At 66.5% G+C, this 14,917-nt stretch carries 15 protein-coding genes; 2 read left to right on the top strand and 13 right to left on the bottom strand.

Annotation, left to right across the window (positions count from 1 at the left end; genetic code table 11):
- Nucleotides 1–43: 43 nt before the first annotated feature.
- Entirely contained in the window at nucleotides 44–976 is a 933-nt protein-coding gene (locus tag VDP74_RS05290; protein ID WP_322998583.1) for a hypothetical protein, read from the bottom strand.
- A gap of 54 nt (nucleotides 977–1,030) precedes the next feature.
- Between VDP74_RS05290 and VDP74_RS05285 the strand changes: the two genes are divergently transcribed.
- Nucleotides 1,031–2,236, top strand: coding sequence for a pyridoxal phosphate-dependent aminotransferase (locus VDP74_RS05285; protein WP_322998582.1), 1,206 nt, complete (start codon nucleotides 1,031–1,033; stop codon nucleotides 2,234–2,236).
- A gap of 48 nt (nucleotides 2,237–2,284) precedes the next feature.
- On the opposite strand, the gene VDP74_RS05280 is transcribed toward VDP74_RS05285, so the two are convergent.
- Nucleotides 2,285–3,190 carry a lytic transglycosylase domain-containing protein gene (locus VDP74_RS05280; RefSeq protein WP_322998581.1) on the bottom strand — a complete coding sequence of 302 codons (906 nt, stop codon included), beginning with the start codon at nucleotides 3,188–3,190 and terminating at the stop codon, nucleotides 2,285–2,287.
- A gap of 80 nt (nucleotides 3,191–3,270) precedes the next feature.
- Between VDP74_RS05280 and ubiD the strand changes: the two genes are divergently transcribed.
- Nucleotides 3,271–4,818 carry a 4-hydroxy-3-polyprenylbenzoate decarboxylase gene (gene ubiD / locus VDP74_RS05275; protein WP_322998580.1) on the top strand — a complete coding sequence of 516 codons (1,548 nt, stop codon included), beginning with the start codon at nucleotides 3,271–3,273 and terminating at the stop codon, nucleotides 4,816–4,818.
- Between the two features lie 22 nt (nucleotides 4,819–4,840).
- Here ubiD and VDP74_RS05270 read toward each other — a convergent pair whose 3' ends face one another.
- The 11 genes from VDP74_RS05270 to VDP74_RS05220 form a co-directional block, all read right to left on the bottom strand.
- Nucleotides 4,841–5,194: a hypothetical protein gene (locus VDP74_RS05270; RefSeq protein ID WP_322998579.1), complete on the bottom strand. Its 354-nt coding sequence runs from the start codon at nucleotides 5,192–5,194 to the stop codon at nucleotides 4,841–4,843.
- Nucleotides 5,191–5,616: a phage holin family protein gene (locus tag VDP74_RS05265; RefSeq protein ID WP_322998578.1), complete on the bottom strand. Its 426-nt coding sequence runs from the start codon at nucleotides 5,614–5,616 to the stop codon at nucleotides 5,191–5,193. The genes VDP74_RS05270 and VDP74_RS05265 overlap by 4 nt, the downstream gene beginning before the upstream one ends.
- Before the next feature lie 5 nt (nucleotides 5,617–5,621).
- Nucleotides 5,622–5,945 (bottom strand): DUF883 family protein, encoded by a 324-nt coding sequence (locus VDP74_RS05260; protein ID WP_322998577.1) that lies wholly within the window; start codon nucleotides 5,943–5,945, stop codon nucleotides 5,622–5,624.
- 117 nt (nucleotides 5,946–6,062) lie between these two features.
- Nucleotides 6,063–6,701: a uracil phosphoribosyltransferase gene (gene upp / locus VDP74_RS05255; RefSeq protein WP_322998576.1), complete on the bottom strand. Its 639-nt coding sequence runs from the start codon at nucleotides 6,699–6,701 to the stop codon at nucleotides 6,063–6,065.
- 73 nt (nucleotides 6,702–6,774) lie between these two features.
- Nucleotides 6,775–7,167 carry a RidA family protein gene (locus VDP74_RS05250; protein ID WP_322998575.1) on the bottom strand — a complete coding sequence of 131 codons (393 nt, stop codon included), beginning with the start codon at nucleotides 7,165–7,167 and terminating at the stop codon, nucleotides 6,775–6,777.
- 66 nt (nucleotides 7,168–7,233) lie between these two features.
- A complete protein-coding gene (locus VDP74_RS05245) occupies nucleotides 7,234–8,844 on the bottom strand; it encodes a benzoate-CoA ligase family protein (protein ID WP_322998574.1) in 1,611 nt (536 codons plus the stop codon).
- Between the two features lie 81 nt (nucleotides 8,845–8,925).
- Nucleotides 8,926–10,101 (bottom strand): acyl-CoA dehydrogenase family protein, encoded by a 1,176-nt coding sequence (locus VDP74_RS05240; RefSeq protein WP_322998573.1) that lies wholly within the window; start codon nucleotides 10,099–10,101, stop codon nucleotides 8,926–8,928.
- A 2-nt stretch (nucleotides 10,102–10,103) separates the two neighbouring features.
- Complete coding sequence (locus tag VDP74_RS05235; RefSeq protein WP_322998572.1) at nucleotides 10,104–10,958, bottom strand: enoyl-CoA hydratase family protein; 855 nt, start codon at nucleotides 10,956–10,958, stop codon at nucleotides 10,104–10,106.
- Nucleotides 10,951–11,538: a MarR family winged helix-turn-helix transcriptional regulator gene (locus VDP74_RS05230; RefSeq protein ID WP_322998571.1), complete on the bottom strand. Its 588-nt coding sequence runs from the start codon at nucleotides 11,536–11,538 to the stop codon at nucleotides 10,951–10,953. Before VDP74_RS05230 ends, VDP74_RS05235 begins: the two co-directional genes overlap by 8 nt.
- A 12-nt stretch (nucleotides 11,539–11,550) precedes the next feature.
- On the bottom strand, nucleotides 11,551–12,324 hold the full coding sequence (locus VDP74_RS05225; protein WP_322998570.1) for an SDR family NAD(P)-dependent oxidoreductase: 774 nt from the start codon (nucleotides 12,322–12,324) through the stop codon (nucleotides 11,551–11,553).
- On the bottom strand, nucleotides 12,321–14,678 hold the full coding sequence (locus VDP74_RS05220; protein ID WP_322998569.1) for a bifunctional salicylyl-CoA 5-hydroxylase/oxidoreductase: 2,358 nt from the start codon (nucleotides 14,676–14,678) through the stop codon (nucleotides 12,321–12,323). Before VDP74_RS05220 ends, VDP74_RS05225 begins: the two co-directional genes overlap by 4 nt.
- Nucleotides 14,679–14,917: the final 239 nt, after the last annotated feature.

Here is a 14,917-nt window from a genome sequence, read left to right as displayed (position 1 = left end):
GCCGCTTGCCCGGGTCAGGGGTACGCCCTGGCCCGCATGCGGCTCATGCATCCACGCCATAGAAATGGCCGAACTGCTGTCCCTGGGAAGGAAAGAGCCCATCGGGGTCGAACAGCGCCCGGACGGCCTGGTCGGTCGATGACGCCGCCGCGCCCGACCCGGCGCGATGCCCATAGCGGGATTCGTAGGGACGCTCGGCAGGAATGCCCTGGCGCTCGTCGAAGACCAGCCATTCGACCCAGCCCAGTTCCCCGCCGTGGCCCAACAGCAGGTGGGACAGGTTCAGCGTGCTCTCCTGTGCCGGGCTGAGCGCATCGAGCCGGTAGCGGGCGTCCCAGAGGGCATCCGCATCTGCGGGCGCAGCCGCCAGGGCGCTGGCATTGAGTTCGAAAAGGCGCGGAATCATGGCCTGCACCCGCAGGTTGTCCAGGGGCTTGCGATTGTCGACCCCGAACGCCCCCAGGTTGGCCTGGGTGCCATCGGCCAGCAGCACCATGGCATGCACCAGGCCGCTGGCAGCGGTCTGCCCGCGATCCCAGTCGCAACTGCGGCGGTCCGCCAGCCAGGCGGCCACGGTCAGGTGAGGCGGCTGATCGCGGAACTGCGGCAGGCCGGCGGATTCCAGTTCCCCCACCAGGCAGCCCGGCTGCACGAACCAGCGTGGATCATCGGCCCCCAGGCGTTCGTAGCGGGCCATGGCCGAACCGGGTTCCACCCACAGCACGGGTGCGTCATCCAGCAAAGCCGGGGACGGAATGCTGTCCAGCGCCAGCGTGACGCCGTATTCGTGACACAGGGCGCGCGCCTGGTAGACGTCCTGCATGTGGCCCGGCACCAGCCGGGCGCTGCCGGCCGGCGTGGAAAAATCGTAGACCTGCCCCTGGGCAGCCCGGCGCAGACGAGCCAGGAAGGCTTCCCAGGGAGATCGATCGGCACGGCGTCCAACCAGAAAGGCGCGGCGCGACGGTGACTGCATAGGGGCCCCCCAAGGCTACAATGAAGCTTTTAGACAATGCGGTAGAGATTCGTCATGGTCCGACTGGCCGACAGAACCCAACGCACGGTGCCATTCTACGCCGTGGAAGTCCTGAAACAGGCGCAGGCGCTGGCTGCCCAAGGCCGCGACATCATCAGCCTGGGGATCGGCGAACCGGATTTCACGGCACCGGCCCGGGTGCTGGAAACCCTGAATCGGGCTGCGGACGCCGGCCTCAGCGGCTATACCGCGCCTGTCGGCATCCCCGCGCTGCGCGAGGCCATCTCGCATTACTACGACACCCACTTCGGCGCACGGGTCGACCCATCCCGTATCCTGGTCACCAGCGGCGCATCCGGCGCCCTGCTGCTGGCCACCCTGGCCCTGATCAACCCCGGCGACGAGGTCCTGATGCCCGACCCGTCCTACCCGGCCAACCAGAATTTCATCACCGCCGCCGGCGGCACCGCCCGGCTGATTCCCACCGACGCCGAGCACCGCTTCCAGCTGCGGCCCGAAGACATCGCCGCCCACTGGGGGCCGGCCACACGGGGGGTGCTGATCGCCTCGCCCAGCAACCCCACCGGCACGTCCATGCCCCGCGAAGCCCTGCGCGCCCTGATCGCCGCCGTGCGCGAACGCGGGGGTTTCGTCATCATGGACGAAATCTACCTGGGCCTGTACTACGACGAGGCCCCGCAAAGCGCCCTGACCCTGGACGACGACCTGGTGGTCATCAACAGCTTCTCGAAATACTTCCACATGACGGGCTGGCGCCTGGGCTGGCTGATGGCCCCGGCCGCCCTGATGCCGGCCATCGAACGGCTGGCGGCCAGCCTGGCCATCTGCGCACCGGCGCTGGCCCAGCATGCGGCGCTCAGCTGCTTCGAGCCTGAAGTCATGCAGATCTACGAGCGCCGGCGCCTGTCCTTCAAGGAAAGACGCGACTACCTGCTGCCGGAATTCGCACGGCTGGGGCTGGACGTGCCCGCCGCACCCGACGGCGCCTTCTATATCTTTGCCGACATCCGCGCCCAGGGCCTGGACGGCGCTGAATTCTGCCACCGGTTGCTGCACGAGGCCGGCGTGGCCGCCGTGCCGGGCCTGGACTTCGGCCGTGCGCATGCCGGCCATACCGTGCGCTTTTCCTATGCCACGGGCCTGGACCGCCTGCGCGAGGCCATATCCCGGATGGAAACCTTTCTGGGTTCGCTGCGTGACACCCAGGCTGCCGCGTCGTCGGCCCAGCCGTTGGCCTGACGAGCGCGCCACGACCCTCTGCAAATGGCTGGGCGGGCCCGCAGTCTGTCAGTCCTTGCCGGGAGGGATACCGGACGCCAGTGCGATGCGGCGACGCTCGGCCAGCACGCTGGCGCCATAGCCCCCGTCGCTGGGGCCTGACGCCCCCACGTAACAGGCCAGGCCACCTTCGATCGAGCCGCGCCGGCGGATGCAGTCCGACAGGATCTGCGCCCCGATGCGGATGTTCACCGAGGGATTGAAGATCGCCGCCGGCCCGCCGTGCGCCTGCAGTTTCTCGCGATGCACCCGGCCCATGATCTGCATCAGGCCCTGGGCCCCGACGGAGCTTTCCACAAAGGGGTTGTAGCGCGACTCGATGGCGATGACGGCCAGCAGCAGCTGCGGATCCACGTGACGTTCCTTGCCCACGGCAAACGCCATGCGCACCAGCGCGCCAGCCACGCTGGAGGCGATGCGGTATTTGCGCGACAGATAGCTGCGCAGGCCCTGGGCCTGGGCCGCCGTCACGCCGGGAATGGCCTTGTCGCCCATGCTGGCGGACAGGGCCTGCATGAAATCCAGAGGCCCGGCGGACGCCACGACGGGTGGCGCGGCCGCCTGGTCGCCTGCGGCGGGCTTTTGGTCTGCTGCCGCGATATCGGGCGAAGGCGCCGCAGTCGGCGCACCGGCATCCGCTGTCGGTGCGGGCGCCTGGCCTGCCGAAGGCGGCGCCCAGGCATAATCGGCGTCGCTGCCGCTATAACCGGCGCCATCGGCCTGGAACATGGTCAGCACGACTTCGTGCAGTTGCTGCGACTGCTGGCGCATGGACGGCAGCACCAGGCTCAGGCCCAGCGTCGTCAACACGGCCAGCCCCAGATAGATGGCGCTGACGTGGATGAATTCACCGACGGGATACAGCACGGCTCGTACGCCATGCTGCAAGCGATCAGGCAGGAACCCTGCAACCATGGATGCCTCCGGCAGCCGTGCGGGCGGGGGGAATGGTAATCTTTGGCACGACGACACTGTAACCTGATTGGCCATTTTCTGTGAAATACCGCGACCTCCGGGACTTCATCGCCCAGCTTGAACGCCAAGGACAACTGAAACGCATCCGCCACCCGGTCTCCACCGCCCTGGAGATGACCGAAATCAGCGATCGCGTGCTGCGCTCCGGCGGCCCCGCCCTGCTGTTCGAGCAGGCGCAGCACGACGGGCAGACCAGCCCCATCCCCGTGCTGACCAACCTGTTCGGCACCCCGCAACGGGTGGCCTGGGGCATGGGCGCCGAAGACGTATCGGCCCTGCGCGACACCGGCGAACTGCTGGCGTCTCTGCGCGAGCCGACCCCGCCCCACGGCATGCGCGACGCCCTGTCGAAAGTCGCCCTGCTGAAATCCGCGCTCTGGGACATGAACCCGCGCCAAGTGCGGGGCGCCGCCTGCCAGGACATCGTGATCGAAGCCGATCAGGTCGACCTGAACACTCTGCCGCTGCAAAGCTGCTGGCCCGGCGACGTGGCGCCTCTGCTGACCTGGGGGCTGGTGATCACGCGCGGCCCCAACGCCCGGCGCCAGAACCTGGGCATCTACCGCCAGCAGCTGATCGGCCGCAACAAGCTCATCATGCGCTGGCTGTCTCACCGTGGCGGCGCCCTGGACTTCCGCGACCATTGCCTGGCGCACCCCGGAAAGCCGTTCCCGATCGCCGTGGCGCTGGGCACCGATCCAGCGACCCTGCTGGCAGCCGTCACCCCGATCCCCGACAGCCTGTCCGAATACCAGTTCGCCGGCCTGCTGCGCGGCTCGCGCACCGAACTGGCGGCGGCGCTGGGCAGCGGCCTGCAGGTACCCGCCCAGGCGGAAATCGTGCTGGAAGGTCACATCCTGCCGGCATCCGACCCCGAGGCTCTCGCGCCTGCGGTGCCCGACGGCGCCCCCCTGCCTCCCGACACCGGGTACGAAATGGCGCTGGAAGGCCCGTACGGAGACCACACGGGCTACTACAACGAACAGGACTGGTTCCCGGTCTTCACGGTCGACCGCATCACCCACCGACGCCAGCCCATCTACCACAGCACCTATACCGGCAAGCCCCCCGACGAGCCCGCCGTGCTGGGCCTGGCCCTGAACGAAGTGTTCGTGCCGCTGCTCAAGCGCCAGTTCCCCGAAATCACGGACTTCTACCTGCCCCCGGAAGGCTGCAGCTACCGGCTGGCGGTGGTGTCGATCCGCAAGCAGTATCCCGGCCACGCCAAGCGCATCCTGTTCGGCTTGTGGAGCGTGCTGCGCCAGTTCATGTACACCAAGTTCATCGTCGTGGTCGACGATGACATCGCCGTGCGCGACTGGGCCGAGGTCATCTGGGCCATGACGACCCGCATGGACCCGGTGCGCGACACCGTGCTGGTGGAAAACACCCCCATCGACTATCTGGACTTCGCCTCGCCGGTGTCCGGGCTGGGCGGCAAGATGGGGCTGGATGCCACCAACAAATGGCCGGGCGAAACCCAGCGTGAATGGGGCCGGCCGATCAGCATGTCCGAGGACGTCAAGCAGCGGGTGGACGCCATGTGGGACCAGCTGGGAATTTCCTGATCAGGCCGGGTGTCCCGGCCGATCAGGTATCGCTGCGATCCGGGGACGCCCGCCGCGCCAGCCAGATCAGTCCGGCGACCAGGGCCGTTTTCAGGGCAACGCGCCGGCGACCGCCAGCGCCCAGGGCCGACCCCAGCAAGGATCCCATCAGGGGATAACGGCGCCAGAGCCGCAGGCCCGTGCCCAGCCATCCCAGGCCGGTGGCCCGCAGATGATCGCCGGCTTGCGCGGCCAGGGCCTCCGGCTTCAGGGCCCCCGCCAGACGGCAGGCGCTTTGGCGCACGGCCAGGCGCTGATAGCCTGCCTGCAGACGCAGCAATTCGATGCGCAGGTGACGATCCTGGGCTGCGGGTGCCTGCTGGGCGGGCCGGGTCATGGGATTTCTCCGGGGATGGCCGATTCATCGGCCGGCCGGCCCTCGGGCCCGGTCGGTGCTTGCCCGAACGCCTTGGCGTCCTGGCGCAGCACATCCGCCGTCACGGCAAAGGGTGTCGGGTCCCGCCGCAGGCGCCTGACGAGCACCACAGCCAGCACCGCGCCTGCAACGGCATACCCCAGGGCCAGCAGCCCCAGCGCCAGGAAACGGTAATCAGTGGGCCAGAAATACAAAGCCAGGGTCAGGGTGGCAACCAGCAGGGCCAGGAACAGGAAAACGGCGGCCGCCAGCAACATGGCCAGGCGGCCCAGCAGCCGGTCGCGGACGTCCTGGGCCTCCAGGCCCAGGAGTTCCAGGCGGGTGCCCAGCAGCGCGGTGGTGTGCGCCGCCAGGTCCGCCGCTGCGCGGCCAAGCGCCCCCATGGGCATCAGCGCCGCGACAGCAGGGCGCCCAGCAGCAAGCCGGCCACGCCCGCGATCCCCACGGCTTTCCAGGGATTGGCCTGGACGTATTCATCGGTGTCCTGGACGACCTTGCGCCCCTGTTCGACCAGATTGGCCTGGGTCTCGGACAGCACCGCGCGGCCCTGGTCCAGTGCCTGCAGGGCCCGGGCCCGCAGGTCGGCGGCTTTGTCGCCGGTCGCGTCGGCCGCTTCGCGCAGCAGCTTTTCAGCCTGGTCCAGGCTGGACTTCAGGTCCTCGATCAGGGCGTCGCCAGCTGATTGGGTGGCGATTTGCTTGCGTGTAGCCATTCGAAAACTCCTTGAATCAGACAGCAGGACCCCTATCCTACCCGATCGTCCGCCCCGAAAATGTCAAAAACTGTGTGACCCTGAGGCAGATCAAGCCGCTGCGTCCGTCAGGGCGCTTCAGTCGGTCTTTTGCCGAGTGCCGAAAATACGATCACCTGCGTCGCCCAACCCGGGGATGATGTAGCCGTCCTCGTTCAGATGGTCGTCGATGGATGCGGTATAGATGTGCACATCCGGATGAGCCCGTTCGACGGCGGCGATGCCCTCGGGGGCCGCCACCAGCACCAGGGCGCGGACGTTGCGGCTGCCGGCTTGTTTAAGCATGTCGATGGCGGCCACCATGGAACCTCCTGTGGCCAGCATGGGATCGACGATCAGCGCCAGGCGCTGGTCCAGCTGGCCGACCAGCCTTTCCAGATAGGGCTGCGCCTGCAGGGTTTCCTCGTTGCGGGCGATGCCCACGGCGCTGACCTTGGCCCCTGGAATCAGGTTGAGCACGCCGTCGAGCATGCCGATGCCGGCCCGCAGGATGGGCACGACCGTGACCTTCTTGCCCGCCAGTTTTTCCACGTCCAGCTCACCCGCCCAGCCGGTAATGCGCGCGGGCTCCAGCGGCAGGTCCTTGGTCGCCTCGTAGGTCAGCAGCGACCCGATTTCCTGCGCCATCTCGCGGAAATTCTTGGTGCTGAGGTCGGCACGGCGCATCAGGCCCAGCTTGTGGCGGATCAGGGGATGGCGAATTTCGTGAATAGGCATGGCGGCTCGGTCAGCAAAGAGAGGGTGGCCTGCAGTGTACTGCCTCTGCAAACGGCCACGCACTCTCGCCGGATCAATCGGGAATCACGGCCGTGACTTCGATCTCGACCTTGGCACGGTCCTCGATCAGGGCGGCGACCTGGACCGCCGTCATGGCGACATTGAAGCTGCCGATCAATTCGCGGAAGGCCTTGCCGATTTCGGGATAGGCGGCCACGTATTCTTGCTTGTCGATGACGTACCAGGTCATGCGCACGATGTGTTCTGGCTTTGCGCCGCCTGCGGTCAGCACGTCGACAATGTTCTGCAAGGCCTGGCGCACCTGGCCGGCCATGTCGTCCGTATGAAATACCCCGTGGGCATCCCAGCCGATCATGCCGGCTACAAAGATCTGACGGCCGCTTACGGCTACGCCATTGGCATATCCCTTGGGCCGGGGCCAGCCCGGGGGAAGCAAGACTTGCATGGGGGAATCCTCCATTGATCCAACAGGTTCTGGGGATCGGGCCGGCTGCACCGGGCCCGACCGGTTTCAGGCGGGCTCATGCAGCTTGAAGCGCTGCAGCTTGCCTGTCTGGGTGCGCGGCAGGGATTCCACGAAATCCAGTGCGCGCGGATACTTGTAGGGCGCGATGCTGGCCTTGACGAAATCCTGCAGGGTCTTCTTCATGTCGTCTCCGGCCGCCTGGCCTGGCCGCAGCACGACGAAGGCCTTGACCAGCTGGCCGCGTTCGTGATCGGGCACACCGATGACCGCGCACTCGGCCACCGCCGGATGCTGCATCAGGGCATCCTCGACATCGGGCGCAGCGATGTTGTAGCCCGAGGAAATGATCATGTCGTCCGTACGCGCCTGGTAGTGGAAATAACCATCGACATCCATCAAATAGGCGTCGCCCGTCAGGTTCCAGCCGTTCTGGACATACTTCCGCTGCCGCTCGTCGTTCAGGTAGCGGCAGCCCGTCGGCCCCCGCACCGCCAGGCGGCCGATGGTGCCGGGCGGGACATCCTGACCCTGCTCATCGACGATCTTGGCCTGATAACCGGGCACCGGCGTACCCGTCGCCCCGGGGCGGGCATGCGCTTCATCGTGGGAAATGAAGATATGCAGCATTTCCGTGGACCCGATGCCGTCGATCATCTCGATGCCGGTGGCCTCTTTCCAGGCCGCCCGGGTCGACGCAGGCAGGGCCTCGCCAGCCGATACGCACTTGCGCAGGGCCGTGCGGCGCAGTTCCGTGCCGCGTGCCGACAGGGTCCTGTAGGAGGTCGGCGCGGTGAACAGCACCGTCGCGCCGAACGTCTGGATGGCTTCCAGCAACTGCGGCGGGCTGGCCTTTTCCAGCAGAACGGTCGACGCGCCCACGTGCAGGGGAAACAGCAGCAGCCCGCCCAGTCCGAAGGTAAAAGCCAGCGGCGGGCTGCCCATGAAGACATCGTCCTCGCTGGGATGCAGCACATGCCGGGGCCAGCACAGGCAGATGGCCATGACGTCCCGGTGATAGTGCATGGTCGCCTTGGGTATGCCCGTGGTTCCGGACGTGAAGCCCAGGATGCAGGTGTCGTCGGACGCCGTCGCGACAGTGTCGAACTCGGGCGAGGCGCGCCGCATCAGGGCCTCCAGGCCGTCCGGCCCGTCATGATTGAAGTGGCGGATGTGTTTCAGGACCGGCTTTTCCGCCACGGCCAGTTCCATCTCTTCTGACAAGGCCGCATCGCACAGGGCGTGCGATACCTGTCCGATGTCGATGATGGCCTTCAGTTCCTTGGCCCGCAGCAATGGCATGGTGGCCACGGCGATGCCGCCGGCCTTGATGATGCCGAACCAGCAGGCCGCCAGCATGGGATTGTTGGGCGCGCGCAGCAAGACGCGGTTGCCCGGGACCAGGCCCATGTCATGCACCAGCACGTTGGCGATGCGATTGGCCTTGTCCTGCAGATCGGCATATGTCCAGTTGATGCCGGGCGCACGGATGCACATCCGCCCCCCACGGCCCTCGCGCACGTGCCGATCCAGCAACTCGGCTGCGCAGTTCAGCTGTTCGGGAAACTGCAATTCGGGAAGATCAAACAGAAATTCAGGCTGCTGGTCCGCAGGCGGCAAATGGTCGCGCGCAAACGTATCCTGGTGGGCACTGCTCATGGTCTTGTCTCCTGATCAAGGATCATCTCTTACGGTCTTCGGGGCCTTGAAGCCCTCTTGCACGGCGTTTCCGGGGGCGCGTCATCCAGGCGGGGTCTGCACGGTCTTCAGCAATTCGCGAGCAATGATCAGCTGCTGCACCTCGGTGGCCCCCTCGTAGATGCGCAGGGCGCGAATTTCCCGATACAGGCGCTCGACCGGCTGTTCGCTGACCACACCCAGGCCGCCAAAGAGCTGCACGGCCGCATCGATGACCTGCTGGGCGTTTTCGGTAGCCGTCATCTTGGCCATGGCGGCCTCCCGTGTAACGGTATGCCCCTGGTCCCGCAGCCAGGCGGCGCGATAGGTCAGCAGCGCCGCGCTGTCGATGGCGGTGGCCATCTGCGCCAATTTCGCCTGACTGAGTTGAAAATCGGCCAGCACCCCCTGGAACATGCGCCGCGTCACGGCACGGTTCAGGGCTTCGTCCAGCGCCCGGCGGGCAAAACCCAGGGCCGCTGCGGCCACGGACGTGCGAAACACGTCCAGGGTGCGCATGGCCAGCTTGAAGCCCTGCCCTGCGGCTCCCAGGCGCTGGCTGGCCGGGATCCGGCATTCGGTAAAGCGCAGGCGCGCCAGCGGATGGGGGGCAATGACTTCGATGCGTTCGGCAATCTCGAACCCCGGTGTCCCGGCGTCGACGATGAATGCGGAAATGCCGCGAGCGCCCGGAGCCTCGCCCGTGCGGGCGAAGAGCACGTAGAAATCGGCGATGCCGCCGTTGGAGATCCAGGTCTTCTCGCCATTGAGCACGTATTGGTCGCCCTCGGCCCGTGCGGAGCAGGACAGGGCCGCCACGTCCGAGCCGGCATCGGGCTCGGACAGGGCGAAGGCAGCGATCGCCGTCCCCTGGGTCACGCGTGGCAGATAGCGCCGGCGTTGCTCGGGCGTGCCTTCCAGGGAGATCGCCCCGGAGCCCAGGCCCTGCATGGCGAAGGCAAAGTCCGCCAGGCCGGAATGACGCGCCAGGGTTTCACGGATCAGGCAGATGGCCCGGGTGTCGATCGTATCGACCAATCCGCCATCGGCCGTTCCGGCCACGGCATGACGCAGCCAGCCAGCCGCCCCCAGCGATCGCGCCAGGGCGCGGCAGGCCTGGTCCACGTCACGTTCATGCGTGACGGAGATGTGTTCTGCGGCCCAGGCATCCAGGGCCTGGGCCAGTTCGCGGTGGCGTGGCTCGAAAAACGGCCAATCCAGATAGGCGGTATCGGCCATGGTCAATCCCCCTGGAACCGAGGTTTCTGCTTGTCCACGAACGCATGGTAGGCACGGGAAAAATCCTGCGTCAGCATGCAGATGGCCTGGGCCTGGGCTTCGGCCTCGATGGCCTGGTCGATGGTCATGGCCCATTCCTGATGCAGCATGGTCTTGGTGATGCCGTTGGCGAAGCTGGGCCCCTGCGCCAGCTGCGCCGCCAAGGCCTGCGCGTCGGCCAACAGGGCATCGGGCTCGCACAGGCGATTGAAGAAGCCCCAGCGTTCGCCTTCCTCGCCGCCCAGGCTGCGACCGGTATACAGCAGTTCGCTGGCCCGGCCCTGGCCCACGATACGCGGCAACAGGGCGCAAGCCCCCATGTCGCAGCCGGCCAGGCCGACCCGGTTGAACAGGAACGCGGTCTTGCTGCGTGCCGTGGCCAGGCGCAGATCGGAGGCCATGGCGAGAATGGCGCCGGCGCCGGCGCACACGCCGTCGACCGCCGCGATGATGGGCTGCGGACAGGCCCGGATGGTCTTGACGACTTCCCCCGTCATGCGCGTGAACATCAACAGTTCCGGCGCCTTCAGGCGGATCAGCGGGCCGATGATCTCATGCACGTCACCACCCGAGCAGAAATTGCCCCCTGCCCCGACCAGCACGACGACCCGCACGTCGTCGGCCCACTTCAGCTGATGAAACAGATCCCGCAGCTCGGCATAGCTCTCGAACGTCAGCGGGTTCTTGCGCTCCGGGCGGTTCAGGGTGACAGTCGCCACGCCATCGCGCACTTCCCAGAGGAAATGGCGGGCCTGATAGCCGGCCATGGGGCGACGGTTGCCGGCCAGCAGGCCAGGGTCGATCACAGATTCAGTCATGAGATTTCCTTCGGGTCGGGTGAACCGCCTTCTTGGCGGTGGCGGCGGCCTCCAGTTCAGGCTGGCGATGGGCCAAATGCACGCGCAACTGGCCCAGCAGCGCGTACAGGGTTTCCTTGCTCTCGACCGGCAGCCCCCGGAACATTTCCGTCAGCCATTTCTCGTGTTCGACGGCCATGGTGGCGAACTGTTCGCGCCCCTGATCGGTCAGGCTGACGAAAAAGGACCGGCGATCCTCGGGGTCTTCCACGCGCCGCACCAGGCCATCTTTCACCAGTTCGTCGGTCAGGCCGGTCACGTTGCCGCCGGTCACCATCAGGTAGCCCGACAGGACTTTCATGCGCAGGCCCTCTGGATGGCGGTCCAGCTGGGCCATGTAGTCGAATCGTCGCAGGCTGGTGGCGATGCGCGTGCGCAGCAATTTGCGGATCTGCTGTTCGATCTGGTTCGAGCAGGCCAGCAGCCGCAGCCAGATCCGGGTGTCCAGATGATCGTCGGCCTGCACACGGGCCTCGAGACCGATGTGCTCGTCGCCCAGGGACTGCAGCAGCTGCTGATGTTGTTTGGCCAGAGTATTCACGGTTCGCGCTCCTTACATCACTTCGCCGCCGCTGACCGAAATCGTCTGCCCGGTCACCGCGCCCGCCCCCGGGCCGCACAGCCAGGCGACGGCATCGGCGACCTCCGCAGGATCGATCAGCCGCCCCTGGGGATTGGTCTTGACGAGCTCGGCGCGCGCGGTGGCCTCGTCGCGCCCGGTGCGCGACACGATGCGGGCGAGGCTCTCGCGCACCAGATCGGTGTCGGTATAGCCCGGACACACGGCATTGACCGTGACGCCGGTCGCGGCCAGTTCGCGGGCCAGGGCGCGGGTCAGGCCAATGACGCCGTGCTTGGCGGCGCAGTAGGCCGACACGTAGGCGTAGCCCGTCTGCCCCGCCGTGCTGGCCACATTGATGACGCGCCCCCAGCCGGCCTGCAGCATGTCCGGCAGCACCGCCTGGGTGCACAGCATGGTGCCGGTCAGGTTTACGTCCAGCATGCGCTGCCACAAGGCAGCGTCCGTTTTCAGAAAGGCGGCGCTCTCGGCCTGGCCGGCGTTGTTGACCAGCAGAGCGATGGGGCCGAAGCGACGCCGGGCCTGGTCCACCGCCTGCGCCAGCTGCCCGGCGTCGGCCACGTCCGCCGTCACGGCGCAAATGCCATCAGGGTCCTGCTCGGCCAGGGCCTGGCCTGGCGCAGCGCTGCGCCCCAGGACCGTGACACGGCAGCCCTGCGCCCGCAGACGCTGGGTGATGGCGGCGCCGATGCCACGGGCTCCGCCCGTCACCAGCGCATGCTGACCGACCACCGTGACCGCCGTCATAGCGCGGCCTTTCCGGCGGCGTGGCGCAAGGCCTGTTCCTGGGCGGCGTGCTCGCGCTGGAACAGGGCTTCCATCTGGCGCTTGCCCTGGAAATACGGCTTGGGCCAGGCGATGTCGGTGTAGCCGATCTTGGCGGCTTCCGTCAGCGTCCAGGCCGGGTTGGCCAGATGCGGGCGCGCCACGGCGCACAGATCGGCGCGACCCGCTGCGAGAATGCTGTTGACGTGATCAGCCTCGCTGATGGCCCCCACGGCAATCGTCGCAATGCCGGCTTCCTGGCGGATATGGTCGGCCAGGGGGGTCTGGTACATGCGGCCAAACACCGGCTTTTCCTGTTTGCTGACCTGCCCGGAAGAACAATCGATCAGGTCCGCTCCTGCGGCCTTGAAGGCGCGGGCAATCTCGACGGCGTCTTCCGGCGTGGTGCCGCCGTCCACCCAGTCCGTGGCGGAAATCCGCACCGACATGGGCTTTTCCTGGGGCCAGATGGCCCGCATGGCGGTGAAGATTTCCAGGGGATAGCGCAGCCGATTGGCCAGGGTCCCGCCGTATTCGTCGGTGCGGTGATTGGTCAGCGGCGAGATGAAGGCCGACAGCAGATAGCCGTGGGCGCAGTGCAGTTCCAGCCAATCGGCGCCCACGTAGACGGCAGCGCGGGTCGAATCCAGGAACTGATCCAGGACCTGATCCATGTCCTGGCGCGTCATCTCTTGGGCGACCTGGCTGACGCCTTCCAGGTACTGCTGCGGCGAAGCCGACATGATGGGCCAATTGCCTTCGGGCAGGGGCAGATCGGTGCCTTCCCAGGCCCGGCGGGTCGAGGCCTTGGGCCCCGCATGCCCCAGCTGCAGGCCGAAACAAGCGTCCGTATTCGCATGGATCCAGTCGGCGATGCGCTTGAAGGCAGCCGTGTGTTCCGGACGATACAGCCCCGGGCAACCCGGGGTGATGCGGCCTTCGGGGCTGACGCAGGCCATTTCGGCAAACACCAGGCCGGCGCCGCCCATGGCCCGCGCGCCCAGATGCACCAGGTGATAGTCGCCCACCAGGCCGTCTTCAGCCGAATACTGCGCCATGGGTGACACCACCACCCGATTCTTCAGCGTCAGGCCGCGCACCGTGTAGGGAGTGAACATGGGCGGCGGCGGAGTCTGCCCGTCGGACACCTCTAAGCCATCGCGCCGGGCGAACCAGCGCTCGTAGCCTTCCAGCCAGCGCTGGTCGCGCAGGCGCAGGTTTTCGTGGCTGATGCGCTGGCTGCGCGTCAGCATGGAATACATGAACTGTTCGGGTTCCAGCTGATCGCAATAGCGCCGCCCGCAGACCTCGAACCATTCCATGGCGTTCCAGGCGGCGTTCTGCAGACGCAGGGTTTCCACCCGGCGTGCCTCCTGATAGGCGGTCAGCACGTCGGGGATACGATCGGGCGTGTCGCCCAGCAGCTTGAACTGCCGGGTCAGCTCGATGGCGTCTTCGATGGCCAGCTTGGTGCCCGAACCGATGGCGAAGTGCGCCGTATGCACGGCATCGCCCATCAGCACGACGTGGCTGCCGTGTTCATTGCGCAGCCACCAGTGCTCGCAGACCACCCGCTGGAAATTCAGCCAGGCCGAACCCCGCAGATGCCGTGCATTGGAAATCAGCGGCTCGCCCTGCAGATTGTCGGCGAACAGCCGTTCGCAGAATTCGATGGACTGGCTCTGGTCCGCCTGGTCCAGGCCGTGCGCCTTCCAGGTGTCCTCCGTGGTTTCAACGATGAAAGTCGAGGTGCTGTCGTCGAATTTGTAGATGTGCGCCTGGAACCAGCCGTGCTCGGTGCGCTGGAAATCAAAGGTGAAGGCATCGTACAGGCGATGCGTGCCCAGCCAGATGTAGCGGTTGGGCCGGGTGACGATGTCCGGCTGGAAGACGGACTCGTATTTCTGGCGGACCCGGGAATTGACGCCGTCGGCGGCGATGATCAGGTCGGCGTCGGGGTAGTCGGCGTCGGACTGGACATCGGTCTCGAACACCAGCCGCACACCCAGCGCCTCGCAGCGAAGCTGCAGGATGTTCAGCAGCTTCTTGCGCCCGATCCCCACGAAACCATGGCCTCCCGAACGAATGCTGCGTCCCTTGAACAACAGTTCGATGTCGTCCCAGTGATTGAAGGCCGCCTGGATTTCATCGGCGGTTTCCGCATCCCACTGGCGCATGTTGTCCATGGTGATGTCCGAAAACACCACGCCCCAGCCAAAGGTGTCGTAGGCGCGGTTGCGCTCGACTACGGTGATGTCATGAGCCGGGTCCAGCTTCTTCATCAGCAGGGCCAGGTACAGGCCGGCAGGCCCGCCGCCGATACATACGATTTTCATGATCCGTCTCCTGATGCCAGGAAGACGCCCGGCATCGCCAACTTAATTTAGTTTCTATTAATTTAAAAGTAAATTAAATTGGTGTCAACGGACGCATCGACAGGTCAATTGTTCCAATCGCCCTGAAAGACCGGCCTCTCCAGGCGACAGTTCTGTCGCGCAAAATGCAGCGCCCCGCTCTGGGAGCGGGGCGCATCGGCATGAACGATCAGAAGGAGGATGCCGTCGGGCTCGTGCGG

This window comes from Castellaniella sp. (assembly GCF_034674885.1).
Taxonomy (GTDB): domain Bacteria; phylum Pseudomonadota; class Gammaproteobacteria; order Burkholderiales; family Burkholderiaceae_B; genus Castellaniella.
Note: the sequence above shows the minus strand (reverse complement) of the source record. Positions and strands in the feature narration are given on the sequence as shown.

Bases quoted from the DNA above. Each gene is read 5' to 3' on its own strand.
- VDP74_RS05270 (WP_322998579.1), bottom strand. From the start codon at position 5,194: ATGACCCGGCCCGCCCAGCAGGCACCCGCAGCCCAGGATCGTCACCTG.
- VDP74_RS05235 (WP_322998572.1), bottom strand. From the start codon at position 10,958: ATGACTGAATCTGTGATCGACCCTGGCCTGCTGGCCGGCAACCGTCGC.
- VDP74_RS05290 (WP_322998583.1), bottom strand. From the start codon at position 976: ATGCAGTCACCGTCGCGCCGCGCCTTTCTGGTTGGACGCCGTGCCGAT.
- VDP74_RS05265 (WP_322998578.1), bottom strand. From the start codon at position 5,616: ATGGGGGCGCTTGGCCGCGCAGCGGCGGACCTGGCGGCGCACACCACC.
- upp (WP_322998576.1), bottom strand. From the start codon at position 6,701: ATGCCTATTCACGAAATTCGCCATCCCCTGATCCGCCACAAGCTGGGC.
- VDP74_RS05260 (WP_322998577.1), bottom strand. From the start codon at position 5,945: ATGGCTACACGCAAGCAAATCGCCACCCAATCAGCTGGCGACGCCCTG.
- VDP74_RS05225 (WP_322998570.1), bottom strand. From the start codon at position 12,324: ATGACGGCGGTCACGGTGGTCGGTCAGCATGCGCTGGTGACGGGCGGA.
- VDP74_RS05250 (WP_322998575.1), bottom strand. From the start codon at position 7,167: ATGCAAGTCTTGCTTCCCCCGGGCTGGCCCCGGCCCAAGGGATATGCC.
- VDP74_RS05220 (WP_322998569.1), bottom strand. From the start codon at position 14,678: ATGAAAATCGTATGTATCGGCGGCGGGCCTGCCGGCCTGTACCTGGCC.
- VDP74_RS05240 (WP_322998573.1), bottom strand. From the start codon at position 10,101: ATGGCCGATACCGCCTATCTGGATTGGCCGTTTTTCGAGCCACGCCAC.
- VDP74_RS05280 (WP_322998581.1), bottom strand. From the start codon at position 3,190: ATGGTTGCAGGGTTCCTGCCTGATCGCTTGCAGCATGGCGTACGAGCC.
- VDP74_RS05285 (WP_322998582.1), top strand. From the start codon at position 1,031: ATGGTCCGACTGGCCGACAGAACCCAACGCACGGTGCCATTCTACGCC.
- VDP74_RS05245 (WP_322998574.1), bottom strand. From the start codon at position 8,844: ATGAGCAGTGCCCACCAGGATACGTTTGCGCGCGACCATTTGCCGCCT.